General features: G+C 67.2%; 18 protein-coding genes, 1 tRNA gene and 1 pseudogene. 7 read left to right on the forward strand and 13 right to left on the reverse strand.

Annotated elements, in window-relative coordinates:
* Positions 1–25: 25 nt before the first annotated feature.
* Positions 26–430, forward strand: coding sequence for a DUF5078 domain-containing protein (locus A5752_RS09380; RefSeq protein WP_082963815.1), 405 nt, complete (start codon positions 26–28; stop codon positions 428–430).
* Between the two features lie 7 nt (positions 431–437).
* On the opposite strand, the gene A5752_RS09385 is transcribed toward A5752_RS09380, so the two are convergent.
* Complete coding sequence (locus tag A5752_RS09385) at positions 438–1,637, reverse strand: DUF7159 family protein (RefSeq protein ID WP_067084568.1); 1,200 nt, start codon at positions 1,635–1,637, stop codon at positions 438–440.
* A gap of 180 nt (positions 1,638–1,817) precedes the next feature.
* On the opposite strand from A5752_RS09385, the gene A5752_RS09390 reads away from it, so the two are divergent.
* Positions 1,818–2,447: a cutinase family protein gene (locus A5752_RS09390; RefSeq protein ID WP_067084570.1), complete on the forward strand. Its 630-nt coding sequence runs from the start codon at positions 1,818–1,820 to the stop codon at positions 2,445–2,447.
* 136 nt (positions 2,448–2,583) lie between these two features.
* Positions 2,584–5,397 carry an MMPL/RND family transporter gene (locus A5752_RS09395; RefSeq protein ID WP_502686706.1) on the forward strand — a complete coding sequence of 938 codons (2,814 nt, stop codon included), beginning with the start codon at positions 2,584–2,586 and terminating at the stop codon, positions 5,395–5,397.
* On the opposite strand, the gene A5752_RS09400 is transcribed toward A5752_RS09395, so the two are convergent.
* The 4 genes and pseudogenes from A5752_RS09400 to A5752_RS09410 all read right to left on the reverse strand — a co-directional run bounded on the left by A5752_RS09400 (position 5,354) and on the right by A5752_RS09410 (position 8,617).
* Positions 5,354–6,643, reverse strand: a complete 1,290-nt coding sequence (locus A5752_RS09400; protein ID WP_067084574.1) for an acyltransferase family protein — start codon at positions 6,641–6,643, stop codon at positions 5,354–5,356. The two genes, A5752_RS09395 and A5752_RS09400, sit on opposite strands and share 44 nt — an antisense overlap.
* Before the next feature lie 43 nt (positions 6,644–6,686).
* A complete protein-coding gene (locus A5752_RS09405; protein ID WP_286159386.1) occupies positions 6,687–7,964 on the reverse strand; it encodes a flavin-containing monooxygenase in 1,278 nt (425 codons plus the stop codon).
* 70 nt (positions 7,965–8,034) lie between these two features.
* A pseudogene (locus tag A5752_RS28160) lies at positions 8,035–8,214 on the reverse strand (NAD(P)-binding protein); the annotation flags it as partial.
* Between the two features lie 85 nt (positions 8,215–8,299).
* The gene (locus A5752_RS09410; protein ID WP_067084576.1) at positions 8,300–8,617 is read right to left on the reverse strand and encodes a hypothetical protein; all 318 of its coding nucleotides are present in this window, start codon (positions 8,615–8,617) and stop codon (positions 8,300–8,302) included.
* A gap of 179 nt (positions 8,618–8,796) precedes the next feature.
* On the opposite strand from A5752_RS09410, the gene A5752_RS09415 reads away from it, so the two are divergent.
* From A5752_RS09415 to A5752_RS09425, 3 genes are all read left to right on the forward strand, one after another.
* The gene (locus A5752_RS09415) at positions 8,797–9,180 is read left to right on the forward strand and encodes a hypothetical protein (protein WP_156613732.1); all 384 of its coding nucleotides are present in this window, start codon (positions 8,797–8,799) and stop codon (positions 9,178–9,180) included.
* A 269-nt stretch (positions 9,181–9,449) separates the two neighbouring features.
* Positions 9,450–10,136, forward strand: a complete 687-nt coding sequence (locus tag A5752_RS09420) for a sensor domain-containing protein (protein ID WP_067084579.1) — start codon at positions 9,450–9,452, stop codon at positions 10,134–10,136.
* A 110-nt stretch (positions 10,137–10,246) separates the two neighbouring features.
* Positions 10,247–10,320 (forward strand) — tRNA-Pro (locus A5752_RS09425).
* Positions 10,321–10,503: 183 nt separating this feature from the next.
* Here A5752_RS09425 and A5752_RS09430 read toward each other — a convergent pair.
* The 8 genes from A5752_RS09430 to A5752_RS09465 all read right to left on the reverse strand — a co-directional run bounded on the left by A5752_RS09430 (position 10,504) and on the right by A5752_RS09465 (position 17,776).
* Positions 10,504–11,418 carry a sulfite exporter TauE/SafE family protein gene (locus tag A5752_RS09430; RefSeq protein WP_067084581.1) on the reverse strand — a complete coding sequence of 305 codons (915 nt, stop codon included), beginning with the start codon at positions 11,416–11,418 and terminating at the stop codon, positions 10,504–10,506.
* 227 nt (positions 11,419–11,645) lie between these two features.
* On the reverse strand, positions 11,646–12,413 hold the full coding sequence (locus A5752_RS09435) for a sulfite exporter TauE/SafE family protein (RefSeq protein WP_082963818.1): 768 nt from the start codon (positions 12,411–12,413) through the stop codon (positions 11,646–11,648).
* Between the two features lie 87 nt (positions 12,414–12,500).
* Positions 12,501–13,904 carry a ribosome biogenesis GTPase Der gene (gene der, locus A5752_RS09440; RefSeq protein WP_067084585.1) on the reverse strand — a complete coding sequence of 468 codons (1,404 nt, stop codon included), beginning with the start codon at positions 13,902–13,904 and terminating at the stop codon, positions 12,501–12,503.
* A complete protein-coding gene (gene cmk / locus A5752_RS09445; protein ID WP_067084587.1) occupies positions 13,901–14,584 on the reverse strand; it encodes a (d)CMP kinase in 684 nt (227 codons plus the stop codon). Before cmk ends, der begins: the two co-directional genes overlap by 4 nt.
* Positions 14,581–15,324, reverse strand: coding sequence for a pseudouridine synthase (locus tag A5752_RS09450; protein WP_067084589.1), 744 nt, complete (start codon positions 15,322–15,324; stop codon positions 14,581–14,583). Before A5752_RS09450 ends, cmk begins: the two co-directional genes overlap by 4 nt.
* Positions 15,317–15,955, reverse strand: a complete 639-nt coding sequence (gene scpB / locus A5752_RS09455) for an SMC-Scp complex subunit ScpB (RefSeq protein WP_067084605.1) — start codon at positions 15,953–15,955, stop codon at positions 15,317–15,319. Before scpB ends, A5752_RS09450 begins: the two co-directional genes overlap by 8 nt.
* A gap of 103 nt (positions 15,956–16,058) precedes the next feature.
* Entirely contained in the window at positions 16,059–16,895 is an 837-nt protein-coding gene (locus A5752_RS09460; protein WP_156613736.1) for a segregation/condensation protein A, read from the reverse strand.
* An 8-nt stretch (positions 16,896–16,903) separates the two neighbouring features.
* A complete protein-coding gene (locus A5752_RS09465) occupies positions 16,904–17,776 on the reverse strand; it encodes a ParA family protein (protein ID WP_067084594.1) in 873 nt (290 codons plus the stop codon).
* A 138-nt stretch (positions 17,777–17,914) separates the two neighbouring features.
* Between A5752_RS09465 and A5752_RS09470 the strand changes: the two genes are divergently transcribed.
* Positions 17,915–18,667, forward strand: coding sequence for an O-methyltransferase (locus A5752_RS09470; RefSeq protein ID WP_067084596.1), 753 nt, complete (start codon positions 17,915–17,917; stop codon positions 18,665–18,667).
* Positions 18,668–18,824 lie beyond the last annotated feature (157 nt).

Raw genomic sequence — 18,824 nt, forward strand, 5'->3', positions numbered from 1 at the left:
GCTGGCCTCGCTGGGCTGCGCGGCGATGCTGTTCCCGGCCACCGCTGGCGCGGACGCCACGGACGACTATCCGATCCCCAACCGGATCATGCGGACCCCGTGCACGGTCGACCAGTACATGGCCGCCGCGCGTGATGAGGATCCGTTCTACTTCGAGCGCTACATGATCGATTACCACAACCGGCCCGCCGATGTGCAGAAGGGCGCCCGCGACCGGATCTACTGGTTCTTCTCGTTGGACTACGCCGGCCGTCGCCAGTATTCAGAGAACACCGCAACCAACGTCTACTACGAGCAGATGGCCACCCGCTGGGGCAACTGGGCCAAGCTGTTCTTCAACAACAAGGGTGTCGTCGCACACGCCACCGAGGTGTGCATGAACTACCCGCCGAGCCAGCCCGAGATCTGGAACTGGACCGCCACGCCGTAGATCGGCTCTAGGGCAGCCCACCGAACAGCGGGCTCAAGGCCAGCTGGACCGGGTCCGGCGGTGGCGCATACGTCGGCGGAGCTGTGAGCTGCGGAGACGGCGGAGCCGCCTGCACGACGGCGACGGCTTCTGGCGGCTGACTCACCTCGGCCGCCGGTACCACTGATTCCGTGGCCGGTGCTGTGGTGAGAACCGGCGCGGCGGCGGGCTCCACCGTGACGTCGTCTGTTTCGGCCGGCCGCGCGGTCGGCAGAATCGGCGCTGTCACCGCTTTGGCGATCACTTGCTTCACCACGATCGGGACGACGGGCGCCGACGGAACGGCGTGGACGCTGATCGACGGGTTCGAGTCCGACACCACGGCGGCGGGTTCGATCGGTGTCTCGGCCGACGGACCGACCCTGGTTTGCGGCGCGTCCCACCGGGCCAGCTCCGGACCGAACGCGAACAAGGCGACGACACCCACCGCGAGGACCATCGCCGCCCGGCCGTGTGAACTCAGCCGGCGCCGAGAGCGCAGCTCGGTCGATTTCGCCGCGGGCTCGGCCGCCGCGGCGGCCTCGACCACGGGTCCGGACAGCGCGGCGCCCCGGGCCAGTGCGAGTTGGACCTCCTCCGACGAGACGACGGGGATGCCGAGCGCCGTCTCGAGCGGGCCGGAGATCAGCTCGAGGTCCCCGCGGGCGCCGATCAGGTACAGCCGCTGCGGCTGCATCTCCTCCTCGGCGAAGAAACTGGTGAGCCACTTGGCGAGGCCGTCCGCGCTCTCGCGCATGTGCGTCATCGCGGTGCGGACGATGTCGCCGAGCACCGACACCACGGTCACGGCCGAGGACTCCACGACGCACACCGCGCACCCGCCGAATTCGCCGCCGGGTCCCAGCGCCCGCGCCCACGATCGAGCGGCATCGGCCATCCGCACCGGTGCTATTTTTCTGAAACCATTGGTGGACAACGATTTCCGGAGCAGTTCGGCCTTGGCTGCGACATCGGCGCTCCAGGTCAGGCCGATCGTGTCCACCCGGTGACCGCTGGCCGAGGCGATCGCCCGTGCGCCCCGCACCGCGGCCTCGTGTGTGGAGATGTCGCCGTCCGTGGCGTTGGCGACCACGGAGAAGTGGTCGTGGTCCAACGTCTTCGGATTACCGTCGCCGTTCTCGACCAGGACCCACGCGATACCTGTCGACGTCATCGACAGCCCGAGCACCGTCTTCAACGCTGCCTCCCTCTCCCGCCTGGATCGGCGAAGCGAGCATAATTTGCTTCCGGGCTCCCGGCATCTCGAAGAGGAGGCGCCGACCAGGCGACTCACGGTCGAGCTCCGTTTGCCGCCGCGCGCTCCGTGAACGGGGTGTCACGTCCGGACGCCTCGGCGCGACATAGGTGTATGAGTGCATTCGCCAGGTTCGCGGTGCTTCTGGCCGCGACAACCATGCTGTCCGCGCCGACCGTCATTCCCAGCGCCGGGGCGGCGCCCTGCCCGGACGTCGAAGTCGTCTTCGCCCGTGGAACCACCGAACCCCCCGGAGTGGGCGGTATCGGACAGGCCTTCGTCGACTCGGTGCGCTCCCGCCTCGGCGACCGATCCGTCGGCGTGTACGCCGTCAACTACCCCGCCAGCCGGGACTTTGCGGTGAGCACCCGCGCGGGCGCCGAGGACACCCGCGCCCACGTGCAGGCGGTGGCCGCCGGCTGCCCCGCCACGCAGATGGTGCTCGGGGGCTACTCCCAGGGCGCGGCGGTGATGGATGTCGCCACCGCCGCGATGCCGCCGACGGTCGCTCCGCACGTCGCCGCGGTCGCGCTGTTCGGCGGTCCGCGCAGCAGCTTTGCCGATCGGCTGTCGCCCGGACCGCTGCCATCGGTGGGTACTGACTACGCGGGCAAGACCATCGACCTGTGCGTCCCGAACGATCCGATCTGCTTCGAGGGTGGGCGCGACATGGGTGCCCACGGCGCGTATGTTCAGGCGGGATTGGTTAACCAGGCTGCGGAGTTCGCTGCGGGCCGGATCTGACTACCGGTCAGGGCGCCGCATCTGGTAGTAACTAAGGCGGTCCTAACACCGTAGGGAGGAGCTCCGCCGAGGTGAATTCCTGGTGAGCGCTTCCACCGCGCATTCAACCGATCAGGCCGCGCCACCCGCGCGGTCTCTGCTCGCCAAGTGGATCCGGCGGCTGTCCGTTCCCATCGTCATCGCCTGGATCGCGCTCATCGCGCTGCTGAATGTGACGGTGCCGCAGCTCGAGGTCGTCGGCCAGATGCGGTCGGTGTCGATGAGCCCGAAGGACGCTCCGTCGGTGATCGCGATGCAGCGCGTCGGCACGGTCTTCGAGGAGTTCAAGTCCGACAGCTCGGCGATGATCGTCCTAGAGGGTGAGCAACCACTCGGCGACGATGCCCGCCAGTATTACGGCGAACTCATCGACAGGCTGAGGGCCGACCGCAGCCACGTCGAGCACATCCAGGACTTCTGGGGCGACCCGCTGACGGAGGCCGCGGCCGTGAGCGCCGACGGCAAGGCCGTCTACGTCCAGGTGTATCTGGCCGGCAACATGGGCGAGGCGCTGTCGAACGAGTCCGCCGAGGCGGTCAAGAAGATCGTCGAGGATCTGCCTCCACCGCCGGGGGTGAAGGTTTATGTGACCGGCGGGTCGGCCATGTACGCCGATCAGCAGATCGCCAGCGACCGCAGCATCCGGATCATCGAATTCGCCACGTTCGCCGTCATCATCACGATGTTGTTGCTGGTCTACCGGTCGGTGGTGACCATGCTCATCCAGCTGGTGATGGTCTTCATGGCGCTGTCGGCCACGCGCGGAGTGGTCGCGTTCCTGGGCTATCACGAGCTGATAGGCCTCTCGACGTTCGCGACGAACCTCCTTGTCACGCTCGCGATCGCCGCGTCCACCGACTACGCGATCTTCCTCATCGGGCGGTACCAGGAGGCGCGCACACTGGGCGAGGACCGGGAGGCGGCGTTCTACACCATGTTCCGCGGCACCGCTCATGTGGTGTTGGGGTCTGGGATGACGATCGCCGGCGCTACCTTCTGCCTGACGTTCACCCGGCTGCCGTACTTCCAGTCACTGGGCATCCCGTTGGCGGTCGGGATGACCACGGCGGTGTTGGTCGCGCTGACGCTCGGCCCGGCAGTCATCACCATCGGAAGCCGGTTCGGGTTGTTGGAACCCAAGCGCGCCATGCGCATTCGTGGTTGGCGAAAGATCGGCGCCGTCATCGTCCGCTGGCCGGGGCCGGTGCTGATCGCGACCGTCGCGTTGTCGCTGGTCGGGTTGTTGACCCTGCCCGGCTATCAGCCGAACTACAACGACCGCCTGTACCTGCCGGCCGACCTTCCGGCAAACCAGGGCTTCGCCGCGGCGGAACGGCACTTCTCCCCCGCCACCATGAACCCCGAGTTGCTGCTCATCGAAAGCGATCAGGATCTGCGCAACTCGGCGGACTTCCTGGTGATCGACAAGATCGCGAAGGCGGTCTTCCGGGTGCCGGGCATCTCGCGGGTGCAGACCATCACCCGCCCCAACGGCAAGCCGATCGAGTTCAGCACGATTCCCGCGCAGATGAGCCTCGGCGGAGTGAACCAGGATCTGAACCGCAAGTACATGCAGGACCGCATGGCCGACATGCTGGTTCAGGCCGACGAGATGCAGAAAACCATCGACACCATGACCCGCATGATGGCGTTGATGGGCGAGATGAACGCCACCACGCACAGCATGGTCGAGAAGACCAAGACCATGGCCGTCGACACCGCCGAACTACGGGATCACATCGCCGATCTCGACGACTTCCTGCGTCCCTTGCGGAACTACTTCTATTGGGAACCGCATTGTTTCAACATTCCGGTCTGCTGGTCGCTGCGGTCGATCTTCGACGTCATCGACGGCACCAACAAGCTGACCGACAAGGTTCAGGATCTGGTCCCGGACCTGGAGCGGCTCGATGCACTGATGCCACAACTCTTGGCGCTGATGCCCGAGCAGATCGAGTCGATGCGCACCATGCGCACCATGATGCTGACCATGCACGCCTCCCAGGGAGGACTGCAGGATCAGCAAGCCGCCATGAGCGAGAACCAGTCGGCGATGGGCGACGCCTTCAACGACTCGTGGAACGACGACACGTTCTATCTGCCGCCAGAGATCTTCGACAACGAGGAATTCAAGCGCGGTATGGAGAATTTCATCTCGCCCAACGGCCACGCCGTGCGGATGATCGTCCAGCACGAGGGTGACCCGCTCAACGCTGACGGCATCAAACGCATCGACGCGATCAAGAAGGCTGCCAAGGAAGCCATCAAGGGCACCCCGTTGGAGGGATCGACGATCTACGTCGGCGGAACGGCCGCGGCGTTCAAGGACATGCAGGACGGCAACAACTACGACCTGATGATCGCCGGCATCCTGGCCCTGGCACTGATCTTCACGATCATGCTCATCATCACCCGCAGCGTCATCGCCGCAGCCGTCATCGTGGGCACCGTAGTGCTGTCCCTGGGCGCTTCCTTCGGTCTGTCGATTCTGGTTTGGCAGCACATTCTCGGCATCGAGCTGCAGTTCATGGTCATGGCCATGGCGGTGATCATCCTGTTGGCCGTGGGCGCCGACTACAACCTGCTACTGGTCGCCCGGTTGAAGGAGGAACTGCCGGCCGGCATCAACACCGGGATCATCCGGGCGATGGGCGGCAGCGGATCCGTGGTGACGTCGGCGGGTTTGGTGTTCGCGTTCACGATGATCTCGATGGTGGTCAGCGAACTGACCGTGGTGGCACAGATGGGCACGACGATCGGTATGGGCCTGCTGTTCGACACCTTGGTGATCCGCGCGTTCATGACGCCGTCGATCGCCGCCCTGCTCGGCCGCTGGTTCTGGTGGCCCCAGATGGTCCGGACCAGGCCTAAGCCCGTGCCATGGCCCGCGCCGAAGCAGCCGACGCCGTAAAGCACCCCAGCATCGTCCAACCCATCGCCCCGGTCAGCCCGTTCTTGGCCAGCAGCACCAAGGCGACACCGGCCAGCACGATCAGCACACCTGCGGCGAGCGACCGCCCGCCGGTGGCCTCGACGGATACGTCCCACCACGCAAGGCGGCGGTGCTCGAGCGGTGACAGCAGTTTGAACAAGGCGAACATGACCACGGCGAACACCGCCGCCCGCAGCGCCAGCAGCACCCAGAAGTGCGGTGCGTCAACGTCATACGCGTCGAGACCCAACGCGTGCAACGAGAACGCTGCGATGGCGATCGCCACGATGTGCCACAGGTACAGCGTCATCGCTCCCCCGTTGCCGACCGCGACCACGTACCAGACCCGCGGTCGCTGAGCCCACCGCTGGATCGCTCCGGCGCACGCGACGAACGCCGCCGACATCCACGTGCAGTGCAGCGCGAGCAGCAGCGTGGGAGGCGAGACGTTCGACAGGTGCTCGGTACCGGTGACGACCAACGAGATCTCGTACGGCCCGACCACCGCCGCCACGATCTGTGCGGCGAGCGCCGCCGCGGCCGTCACGAGCGCCGCGCGACGGCTGATCAACCGTCGCGCATAGCCCACACCGAACACCACCGGGATCAGCCAGACGACGACGAAGTTCGCGACGCCGGCCATCGGGGTGCCCGCGGAGATCCGGATGGCATCGACCGCTGCCGACGCGGCCAGCAGCCCGACCACCATGACGGCGACGCCGCGACCCGTCGACAGTCGGGTCAGGGCGGGAACGAACGCGAGCACCACCAGGTAGACGCCGAGGAACCACAGCAGCGCGACGGATTCGCGGCCGAGATCCGCGGCGGAGTCGGCGCCGAGGGTCAGCCGCACCGCGAGCAGCCCGACCGTCCACGCCGCGAGATACCAGAACACCGGCCGGCACAGCCGCTGCGCGCGGGCGACCAGCCACGTCCCCCACGACTTGCCCGCATGCCAGCCGTACGCACCGGCGGCCCCGCCGGCGAGGAAGAACAACGGCATGACCTGCACGACCCATGTCACCGGGGCCAGAGCGGGAATCTCGCCGAGGATGTTGCCGATCCGCACACCGCCGGCGTCGATGGTGGCCAGCAGCAGCGCGCAATGACCGAACATGACCACGAGGAGCGCGCCGAGGCGGCCGACGTCGACGGCGCGGTCGCGCGTCGGCGGGGTGTCTGCGGCCAGTTCGTCGGCGCCGGCCAGGGGTTTGGTGAGCGACATGCGTTCAGGATGCCTTGATGGTCACCCGCGGGCTTGAGTAGTACTACGCGATGCGGCCGGACTCGGTCCCCAGCAGCGCGAGGTACGCATTCTCACGCTCGGTGAACTCAGGTGAGGTGATCGCACCGAAGGCGGCGGCATCGCGGGCGAAGCGCGCCGGTGCCGCGTCCAGTGTGTCGGGACCTTCGAGGCGAAAGCAGCTTGGCGCGAGAGGCCCGAACAGCAGGGCGCGGGCAAGCTTCGGCCAGTTGTCGATCCCCGGTTCGACGCCCGCGGCGCGAGCGAACGTCAACGCCACGAGATTCATCCGGGTCTTCTGCGGCAGCCCCCGGCGCGAGCGGTACGCCGTGATCGCACGGCGTTGGTCGTCATCGCTCGGAGCGCGGATCGTGCCGCCCCACGTGTAGGCGATCCAGCGCGCCTGCAACTCGAGCGGCACGAAGTAGCCACCGGACTGGTCCCACATCCCGACGAACGCCAAGCCGGGAAGGTCGGGATGGAAGGTGTGGCGGTCGGCGTCGAAGTGCACGGCGTCCATGTCGAGGGTTGACCGAATCTCGTTGTCCAGGAACGGCATCGACAACTCGAATCCGGTGCCGAAGAGAATGCCGTCGAACTGCTCGGCGTGGCCGTCGGCGAACGCCACGTTCGTACCGTCGACCGACGTCATCCACGGGCGGACCCGGATGCGACCCTCGGCAACCAGGGGCAGGTAGTGCTGGCTCAACGTGATGCCGGCGGCGAACAGTGACGGATCGGGCGCGGGGGCGCCGTATTGCTGCGGGGTTCCGCCGGCGTCGACGACGATTTCCTTGAGCTGACGGTCGATCTCGGCCACCGGCAGCGCTTCGTCGGCCAATGCCCCGTACCGGGTGAAGATGCGGTGGTCGGACGGGACACCCGCGGCGAACTTCGGCAGGACGTAACGCTGGCGGCGCTGAGTGACCACGACTTCGACGCCGTGCTGGGCCAATTCGGAGGCGATCTCCAAAGCGCTGACGGCGCAGCCCGCGACGAGCACACGCTTACCGCAGTAGTCGGTGGGACCGCGATAGTGGAAGGTCGGTCGTGCTCCAGCGGAGCCGGTGAAGGTAGACAGGCCGTCGACGGCCGGGATTGCGGGCGACTGAAAGCGTCCGGTGGCGACGATTACCCGCTCGTATCGCTGCTCGGCGCCGGGGGTGCTCACGAGCCAGCCGCCGTCGCCGCGGCGAACGCTCGTCACCGGGGTGAGGAACCGGATTCGCCGGGTGAGGTCGAACATCTCGGCGTAGCGATGCAGGTAGTGAAGAATCTCGTGGCCGGGGAGGAAAGACGGCACCGTCGTCGGGCTCGAGGTCGCTGAACGCGGTCAGGATGCGGCTGGTGTTGGTGTGCATGGCGGGCCAGACCCCGCTGCAGCCCGGTTCGCCTGTCCACTGCCCGCCCAGTTGGGCGGTTCGCTCGTAGATGGTGGGCTCGAATCCCTGGGCGGTCAGCCAGCGCGCCGCGACGAGCCCGCCGGGGCCCGCGCCGATGACCGCGACGTCACCGGGCATTGCGCGACGCCCCCGCCGGCACCGAGTCGGCATGCGGGGAATGTACTGCGGATGGGGGCCTCGACCGCATTGAATTGGCCCGCCACCGTTTGGTGGCGGGCCGATCGTTGGGAGGGGTTCAGGGCAGCCGGGCGAGCACCGGCAGCTTGGTGACGGGCAACGAGGGGCGGATGTTAGCTCCGCCGCGTGCCGGCGCGGTGGTGATGGTGATCTTGCCGCCGCGGCAGGAGACGATCTTGCCGTCGACGAAGACGTCCTGGCCGTCGTCGATCGGAATGGGATAGCCGTCGGAGTCGGTGTACGTGCAGCCACCGCCGCCGGGGGTGGGCTCGTTGTCGACGGCGTAGGCCGTCGCCGGTGCGAAGACGAAGACGGCGAGGGCGCCGATGAGGGTGGCGGCGTACTGGATGCGGGTCGTACGGCGGGTGGTGGTCATGTCGGGTGTTCCTCTCGGGGGCGGTGCGGGGGTGTTGAGAGAAATGATTGCGATTCGACCAGGGGCTGCGTAATCGCCGCGAGGTCAGATTCCGCGCATGTGCGGAGAGGTTTTCCTATCTCCGCGGTAAGGGTCCGTGCCTGGTGGTCGGAGATTCCGAAGCTTGACGGCCGACCGGCGTGGGTATTACCGCCAAAAGGCTCACAGGGGAGGCGACAACGATGTCCGAGCAGCAAGAGCACGAGTCCGGCCAGTGGAACGTCGCGGCGAAGGATAACCTGGTCTACGTCGAGCGAGCGAACGACAGCGGGGAGCTGCTGTTCGGCGACTCGCTCGAACCTCACGAAGCGCGCCAACTCGCGCGGGCGCTGACCAAGTTCGCGGACAAGCTCGACGAAAGCTCGCAGGCCAAGGATGGGAAGGAGTCGTCCGACTCTGAGTCAGATGATGACGATGAGTCCAAAGATTCCGACGACCGCGAGTCCAAGGATTCCGACTCTTCCGAGGACGATGATGACGACGACGACGATGACTCGGAAGACTCCGACGACTCGTCATCCTGATGCCGTGCGGGCTCAATCCTGTTGGTGGACAACGGTTGCAGACCGTCTCCGAGGTCTGACTCAGTTGGTGGGTGCGCCCTGCGGTCACGGTGCGGGACCGGGGGCGACCATGAATCGTTACCAGATGCAGCGTCCATCGTTATCAGAAACACCGGATGGCCTCTTCCGGTCGGTGGCCACTCTGCTGCACGATTACTTCACGCGCAGCGATGCCGGGGACATCGCCCCGCGAGTGATCGGTTGGACACGGCTGCCATGGGGAGGATTACATGCGCCAACCAGCGACGGCACTCGGTGCCGTGATGGTCTGTCTACTGGTCGCCGGGTGCGCCAGCTCGGTCGGCAACGCGGTCACGCCCACGCCCACCCAAACCCTCATACCGCGACCCCTTGTGGAGCGCGAGCTGGATGAGTTGCTCTTGAACCCCGGCGAGCTGAACGCCGCGATGGGATCACAGACGCTGGAGGTCACCAGCGCTGCGAGCGCGATGTCGGACAACAGCGCGACGATGGAGCCGCGCGAATGCCTCGGCATCGACGGGGCGGCGGAGGCGCCGGTGTATGCCGAGAGCGGGTTCCAGGCGGAACGGGACCAGAGCCTGAACGACGGCGACAAGTTCGCCCACTACGTGAAACAGGCGGTCGTGCTGTATCCGCTCGTGAAGAAGGCGCGCGCCTTCTTCGACGCTTCCGTCGAGCAGTGGCCGGCCTGCCACGAGTACACCCACCTGCAGAGCGGGACCAAGTGGACCGTCGGGCCCATCAGCAATGCCGACGACGTGCTGAGCACCGTCGCGACGCTGCAGGAGGCCGCCGCACCGGGGTGGGCGTGCGGACACGCGATCGCGCTGGAGAACAACGTCATCATCGACGTCAACACCTGCAGTCCCAACCCGGGCGACTCGGCGGTACGCATCGCCAAACAGATCGCGGAGAAGGTGACCGCGCGCTGGTGAAGTCGCCGCCGCTTCGCAGCGGCGATGCGTGCGAGAGGGGATCGTTTCGTGCTGCCGCCGACGGCTAAGGTATCGTTCCTCGCGTCCATCGGGATGTCTCGGCGGACGAGCGGGCTGTGGCGCAGCTTGGTAGCGCACTACACTGGGGGTGTAGGGGTCGCAGGTTCAAATCCTGTCAGCCCGACCGCGTTTTGATGACGCATAACGGTGCGCAACTAGTAGGTTTGGCGCATGCGGCGGTATACGGACCCGCAGCTGACAGCCGCGATTCGCACATCCGAACCTGGCGCGGTGTTCTACGGGAACTCGGACTTTCGGCGACACCCTCTGCGGCCACGGACCTAACTATGTGTGAGTCCTGATCCCATCACCGAGCAGCGCTCGGCAGCACCTCGGCCTCGTCGGCCGCCGGCACCGACTCCACCGGCCGGCGGTACCGCCACGCCACGTAAAGCGCTGCCGCCCAAGCGATCACGATCAGCGTGTACACCCCGGTCGACCACGGCCACTGGATACCGAAGTAGTGCACCAGCTTCTGGCTGTTGGTCAGCACGATCACGCCCCCGACGGCGGTCCCCAGCAGTGCGGGCCGGATTCGGCTGACGAGCCAGGCTGCGAACGGGGCGGCGATCACCCCACCCACGGCCAGACCGAGCACCACCGGCAGGTTCTGCACGAACTCCTCGCGCAGCCCCACCCCGAAACCGACCGACGCCGACGCCGCCACCAGGAACTCCGACGCACTGACCGAGCCGATCACGGTGCGCGGTGCGGTCTTACCGCGAGACAGCAGCGTGCTCGTCGTCACCGGGCCCCAACCGCCGCCACCGGACGCGTCGATGAACCCGCCGAACAGCCCGAGCGGGCTGAGGAACTTCGCGGTGTGCGGCGTCTCGCCGTGCCGCATCACCGGAGGGTTGCGCAGCGAAAACCGCAGCAGCACGTAGGCCCCGATCGCGACCAGGATCGCCGCCATCAGCGGGGCGGCGTGCTCGGTCGACAGCGACGACAGCACGGTCGCACCGGCGAAGGCCCCGATCGCACCGGGCAGGCCCAGCTTCAGCACGATCGACCAGTCGATGTTCTTGAAGCGCCAGTGCGACAGACCGGACGCCAGCGTCGTGCCGACCTCAGCCAGGTGCACGGCAGCACTCGCCTGGGCAGCGCCGAGTCCGCTGAGCACCAGCAGCGTGGAGGCCGTCACGCCGAACGCCATGCCCAGGGCACCGTCCACCAACTGCGCTCCGACACCGACGAGCGTGAATATCAGAAGCGAACGCATACGTTCGACTGCTTTCGGAAGGGTCAGCGCGATGAGCGCGACGGATGGACAGGTGGGCGCGGAATCAGATGCGCGCGCGACACCACTCGTCGAAGGCGATGACCCGCCGTGACGGCCAGAACGGCTCGAGGGCGCAGAGGGCCGACGGCGCGGTGTGGAATCGGCGTTCGGCCACCGGCGCTCCCCTCTCCTGGTCAGACGGCTTCGTACAACCGTACCGAAGTGCTCTAGACAGTCAGCAATCGGTACAGACCGATGATTCCCACGACCACGATGACCGCACGCAACGCGTTGGGTGAGAGTCGACGGCCGTAGCGGGCTCCGAGGAAGCCACCGACCAGGGAACCGAGCGCGATCAACCCCGCCGCCGCCCAGCTGATCCGGTCGAACGCCACCAGCGTGTACGCCACGGCGGCCACCACGTTGACCACCAGCGAGAGCAGGTTCTTGGCGGCGTTCATCCGCTGCATGTTCTCGGGCAGCAGTGCGCCCATCGCAGCGATCAGCAGAATCCCCTGGGCCGCGGTGAAGTAGCCGCCGTAGATCCCGACCGCGAACGTCGCGAAGACGACGGCGGCCATCCGGCGCCGCGACACGTGCTCGGCGGATTGCCCGGCGGCCTCGGCCCGTGTCCGTGCATACGACTGGATCCGCGGGCCGATGACCACCAGCAGGAGCGCCGCGACCAGCAGCACGGGCACAACCTGCTCGAACACCGTCTCCGGCAGGTGTAGCAGCAGCCACGCGCCCAGCACCGCTCCGGCGAACGACGCCGGGATCTGCCAGCGCAGCCGGTGCCACTGCCCCCGCAGTTCGCGGCGGTATCCCCAGGTGCCCGACACCCCGCCGGCCACCAAACCGATGGCGTTCGACATCGTCGCCGTCACCGGCGGATAGCCCAGCGTCACCAGCGTCGGAAAGGTGATCAGAGTGCCGGAGCCGACAAGCGTGTTGATCGCGCCGGCCCCCAAGCCCGCCAATGCGATGAGGACCATGTCGACGACGGGCACTGGCGCAACTCTACTGAGCGGTTTCGGTGCGGTACTGGTCGCGCAGCGATTGATTGCGCACCGAAATCCCCATCACCGCGCGCGCGATCCCCGCTTCTCGCGCATCCGCACGTTGATCCGGATCGGGCTGCCCTCGAAGCCGAACGTCTCACGCAGTCGTCGCTCCAGGAACCGCCGATAACCCGCTTCCAAGAAACCGGTGGTGAACAGCACGAACGTCGGCGGCCGGGCGGTCGCCTGGGTCGCGAACAGGATCCGGGGCTGCTTACCCCCGCGCACCGGCGGCGGATGCGCCGCGATCACTTCCTTGAAGAACGTGTTCAGCCGGCCCGTCGGCACGCGGGTGTCCCATGACTCCAGCGACTTCTCCAACGCGGGCACCAGCTTCTGCACCGCGCGACCGGTCTTGGCCGAGATGTTCACCCGCGGCGCCCACTGCAGCTGGACGAGTTCGCGGTCGATCTCGCGGTCCAGCAGGTAGCGCCGGTCCTCGTCGACCAGGTCCCACTTGTTGAACGCGAGCACCAGTGCCCGGCCGGCCTCGATCACCATCGACAGCACGCGCTGGTCCTGCTCGGTCAGCGGCTGCGAGGCGTCGATCAACACGATCGCCACCTCGGCGGCATCGATGGCGCCGTGCGTGCGCACCGACGCGTAGAACTCGTGTCCGCTCGCCTGGCCGACCTTGCGCCGCAGACCCGCGGTGTCGACGAACCGCCACACCTTCCCGTCCATCTCGATCAGCGAGTCGACCGGATCGACCGTCGTGCCCGCGACATCGTGGACCACCGAGCGCTGATCCCCCGCCAGCCGATTCAACAGTGAGCTCTTGCCCACATTCGGCTTGCCCACCAATGCAACCCGGCGCGGTCCTCCCCCGCCGCTCGACAGCTCCGACACCGTAGGCAGCGCGTCGATCACGTTGTCGAGCAAGTCGGCGACCCCGCGGCCGTGCATGGCGCTGATCGGGTGCGGCTCACCGAGACCCAGCGACCACAGCATCGCGGCGTCGGCCTCGCCGCGCTCGCTGTCGACCTTGTTGGCCGCCAAGAACACCGGCTTACCGGAGCGCTGAAGCAGTTTCGCGGCCGCCTCGTCAGCGGAGGTCGCGCCGACCACCGAGTCGACGACGAAGATGATCGCGTCGGCGGTGCGCATGGCGACCGACGCCTGCTCGGCCACCAGCTGCTGCAGGCCCTTCGCGTCGGGCTCCCAACCACCCGTGTCCTGGAGCACGAACCGACGGCCCAGCCACAGCGCGTCATAGGACACCCGGTCACGCGTCACCCCGGGCACGTCCTGCACGACGGCTTCGCGCCGGCCCAGGATGCGGTTCACCAGCGTGGACTTACCGACGTTCGGGCGCCCGACGACGGCGACGACCGGCGGCGCTGCGGCCGCCTCCTCGATGGCTTCCGCGACATCTTCGGCGATCTCCCAATCGCTTTCGTCGACCCAGGTGCCGTCCTCGCTCATCGCTGCGCTCCTGCCCGCTCTCGCACGAAATGGGTCAGATGCTCGATCACCTCGGGTTGCGTCATCGCGCTGGTGTCGACGACGACGGCGTCGTCGGCGGGCCGCAACGGGGACACCGCTCGCGTGGAGTCGAGGTGATCGCGTCGCCTGACATCGGCCAGCACCGCCTCGTAGTCGTCGGCCAGCCCGGCCGCCTTGTTCTGGTCATTGCGGCGCCGGGCACGCTCCTCGGCCGACGCGGTCAAGAAGATCTTCACGTCGGCGTCGGGTAGCACGACCGTGCCGATGTCGCGGCCCTCCACGACGACGCTTCCCTGTGCGGTGGCCAGCTGCCGTTGGATGTCGACGAGCCGCGTGCGCACCGCCGGCACCGCCGAGACCGCCGACACCGCTTTGGTCACCGCGTCACCACGGATCTCGGTCGAAACGTCTTCTCCGTCAAGGTAAGAGCGGTCTTTGTCGGGGTCGTGACCCACGGCGAGGTCGGCGGCGGCGGCTGCCGCGGCGACGGCTTCGGTGTCGGCGAGATCGACTCCGGCGCGCAGCACCGCCAGCGTCACGATCCGGTACATCGCTCCGGTATCGAGATAGTGTGCGTTCAGTTCACGCGCCAAACCCCTTGACACCGAGGACTTCCCAGTTCCAGCAGGACCGTCGACGGCGATCACCAGTGATGTCACAGGCCGACCGCCTTGTACAACTCCCCGAGCTCCTTCTGCGTCAGCACCCGGATGCTGCCGGGACGCTGCTCACCCAGTGCGACCGTGCCGATGTGGGTCCGCACCAGTTCCTGCACGGGATAGCCGACGGCGGCGAGCATCCGGCGCACGATCCGCTTACGGCCCTCGTGCAACGTCACTCGTACCAGGGTCTTGCCGGGCGCCTTGTCGACGACGGCGAAGTCGTCGACCCGCGCCGGCCCGTCGTCGAGCTCGACACCGTTGCGCAGTTCGCGGCCGAGCCCGCGCGGGACCGCGCCCAGGACGGTAGCCAGGTAGGTTTTGGGCACCTCGAACGACGGGTGCATCAGCCGGTGCGCCAGCTCGCCGTCGTTGGTCAGCAGCATCAGCCCCTCGGTGTCGGCGTCGAGCCGACCGACGTGAAACAGCTTCTTGTTCCCCCGGACCCGATGCTCGACGAGGTCGCCGATGCACGGGCGGCCCCGGTCGTCGGACATCGTCGAGTGCATGCCCTTGGGTTTGTTGATCGCCAGGTGCACCAGGGTGTCGTCGACCGTGACCCGGGCGCCGTCGACCCGGATCACCGAGACCTCGGGGTCGACGCGGGTGCCCAGCTCGGTGACGATGCGGTCGTCGACCTCGACGCGGCCGTCCCTGATCATCTTCTCGGCCACACGGCGCGACGCAATTCCGGCCTGCGACAACACTTTCTGCAGTCGCACGCCCTCGGACTCAGCCATTCGCATCGGTGTCCACATCGAACGACAGCGGCTGTTCGGGTGCCGGCGCGCCGCTGAGCTTCATGAATCGCGGGTCCTCGTCGAGGGTTTCGCTGAGGTCGTCGATCACGTCGACGTCGGGCAGCAGCGGCGCGATGTCGGGAAGATCGGCCAGCGACGTCAGCCCCAGCCGTTCGAGGAACAGTTCCGTGGTGGCGAAAGTCACCGCGCCCGAGTCGGGATCGGTGCCCGCCTCGGTGATCAGGCCGCGTGCGACCAGCGTGCGTATGACCGCGTCGACGTTGACGCCGCGCACCGCGCTCACCCGGGCCCGGGTCACCGGCTGCCGGTAGGCGACCACGGCGAGCGTCTCCAGCGCCGCGCGGGTCAGCTTCGAGCGGGCGCCATCGAGCAGCAACCGCTCCACGTAGGGGGCGTAGCGCGAGCGGGTGTACATCCGCCAGCCACCACCGGCTTCACGCAGGTCGATGCCGCTGTCGCGGTCGCTGTACTCCTGCGCCATGGTTTGCAGTTTCGCCGCGACACGGTAGGGCGGCTGCTCGATCGCCAGTGACAGCTGCTCGACGGTCGCCGGTGTGTCGACCACCAGGAGCAGCGCCTCGAGCACCGCGCCGAGTTCACCGTCCTCCATTTCGGGCGGTTCGGCGACGTCGATCCCCAGATCGGCACCGTCGGCCGCGACGCCCTCGTGGTCGAGGTCCGTCGCGACCTCGTCGAGGTTGTCGTGGTCTTCGCTATCCATACTGATCTTCTTCCACCGCCAGCTGTTGGTGTGTCGGCCGCTCACCGGTCCACGAAATCTGCAGCACACCAAGCGCTTCAGGTTGTTCGAATGCTACCGCCCTGGCGCGGTAGAGCTCGAGGAGCGCCAGGAACCGTCCGACGATCTCGATCGGGGCGTCGCAGTCGGCGACCAGATCCCGGAAGGACGCCCACTGGCCGATCCCGCGGCTCTCCAGCAACGCCATCAGGTTACCGATCTGCTCGGGCACCGATACCGCCGCATGGTGCAGATGTTCGGTGCTCACGGTCGGCACCGGCCGCGGCGTGAACGCCGCCGCGGCGATCTGCGCGAAGTCCTGGGCGTCGACACCGATCATCACTTCGGGCAGCAGCTGCGAGAAGCGTTCCTCCAGTGCGACGGCGCGCGGGTAGCTGCGCAGCGCCGCGGCCTCCAGTTCGGCGAACATCTCGGCGACGTGCTTGAAAGCGCGGTACTGCAGCAGCCGAGCGAACAGCAGGTCGCGCACCTCGAGCAGGGCGAGGTCCTCTTCGTCGTGCACCTCGCCGGCGGGCAACAGCCGAGCGGCCTTCAGATCGAGCAGGGTCGCGGCAATCACCAGGAACGCGGTGGTCTCGTCGAGCTCGAGCTGACGGCCGATCGCCTTGGTGTAGGCGATGAAATCGTCGGTGACCTGGTGCAGCGCCACCTCGGTGACGTCGAGGCGGTGCGCGAAGATCAGCTGCAGGAGCAGGTCGAACGGGCCCTCGAAATTGCTCAGCCGAACCTGGAAGCCCGACTGCGGAGACTCCTCCGAATCCGGGGTTGCCGCGGCTTCGGTCTCCGTCACCGGGTCATTCACGCGCCGAACCGGTAGATGACCTCGCGAGCCAGCGATCGATATGATTGCGCCCCACCGGATTTCGGTGCCCATGTGGTGATCGGTTCACCGGCGACGCTGGTCTCGGGGAAACGCACCGTACGGGTGATGACGGTGTCGAACACGAGGTCGCCGAAGCGCTCCACTACACGGGCCATGACTTCCCGAGAGTTTACGGTGCGCGGGTCGTAGCGGGTGATCAGGATGCCGCTGATCGACAGCTTCGGGTTCAGCCGGTCGTGCACCTTGTCGACGGTGTCGGTCAGCAGTGCCAGGCCGCGCAGCGAGAAGAACTCGCACTCGGTCGGGATGATCACCCCGTCGCTGCAGGCCAAGCCGTTCACGGTGAGCAACCCGAGCGAGGGCTGGCAGTCGATCAGGACGTAGTCGTAGCGGTCCAGCACCGGGTACAGCGCACGGGCCAGCGACTGCTCGCGACCCACCTCGTTGACCAGCTGGATCTCCGCGGCCGACAGGTCGATGTTGCTGGGCACCAGGTCGAGGTTCTTGACCCGGGTGTGGATCAGCACGTCGTCGATCGACACCCGGGGTTCGACCAGCAGGTTGTGCACGGTGTGTTCGAGTTCGTAATGCGGCACCCCCAGCCCCGCCGAGAGCGCGCCCTGCGGGTCGAGATCGACGAGCAACACGCGGCGGCCGTACTCGGCGAGGCTGGCGCCGAGATTGATCGTCGACGTGGTCTTACCGACCCCACCCTTCTGGTTGCACATCGCGATGACCCTGGCCGGACCGTGCGTCGTCCTCGGCTCCGGTTCGGGAATGCTCCGTGGTGGACGGCCCGTCAGGCCAAGAGGTTCCGGCGTTCCGCCGCCCCCTGCGTCGTCGCTCATACCAGACCGTCGCTGGTCAGGCAGTTCACGGACATGGCGGACATCCGGGCAAGTTTAACGGCAGGAACGGCGCAGGTCAGCCAGACCCGCGGGCAACTTGAAAGCCGAATGCGCCGCATCGCGCCTTAGGCTGGCGCCATGGGCTTGAAGCAACGGATTCCGCTGCTGAGATGGTCGTTCCTACGGATGGCCGTCGGCGCGCGCAACATCTTCACGACCGGTCAGATCGGCGACGGCCGCGAGGCGGCGGCCCGCGACTACGTGCTGGCCAACGCACGGAAGGGTGACATCGACGACGTCATCGCCACGATCGACCGGTTCGCCTATGAGAAGTCCTTCCTGATCAATGTCGGCGACGAGAAGGGTGCGATTCTCGACGCCGCGGTGCGCGGCGCGGACCCGCAATTGGTGCTCGAGCTCGGCACCTACTGCGGATACGGCGCGCTGCGACTGGCCAGGGCGGCACCGTCGGCGCGGATCTATTCGGTCGAACTCGCCGAGGCCAACGCCGAGATCGCCCGCAGCATCTGGGCGCACGCCGGTGTGGCCGACCGCGTCACCTGCGTCGTCGGCACGATCGGCGACGGCGGTCGCACGCTCGACACTCTCGCCGAACAGCACGGGTTCGGTCCCGGACTGCTCGACGTGCTGTTCCTCGACCACGATAAGGACGCGTACCTGACCGACCTGCAGAGCATCCTGGATCGCGGCTGGCTGCACCCCGGGTCAGTCGTCGTCGCGGACAACGTCAAGGTGCCGGGCGCTCCGAAGTATCGCGAGTACATGCGCCGGCACCAGGGCAAACTGTTCGACACCGTCGAGCACAAGACCCATGCGGAGTATCAGACGATGCTCGCCGACCTGGTGCTCGAGTCGCGCTACCGGGGCTGACCTCTTTCGCGAGCAGACGTAAAACTGCCCTAAATCGCGGATTTTCCGGCAGTTTTGCGTCTGCTCGCGCTGGTTTTGGTGCCCCTCAGCGCGCCCGCGGATGGGCGCCGGCCCAGACCTCGCGCAGCGCGTTGACGGCTGTCTCTTATACACATCT

Source organism: Mycobacterium sp. 852002-51961_SCH5331710, from assembly GCF_001665535.1.
In the GTDB taxonomy this organism is placed as follows: domain Bacteria; phylum Actinomycetota; class Actinomycetes; order Mycobacteriales; family Mycobacteriaceae; genus Mycobacterium.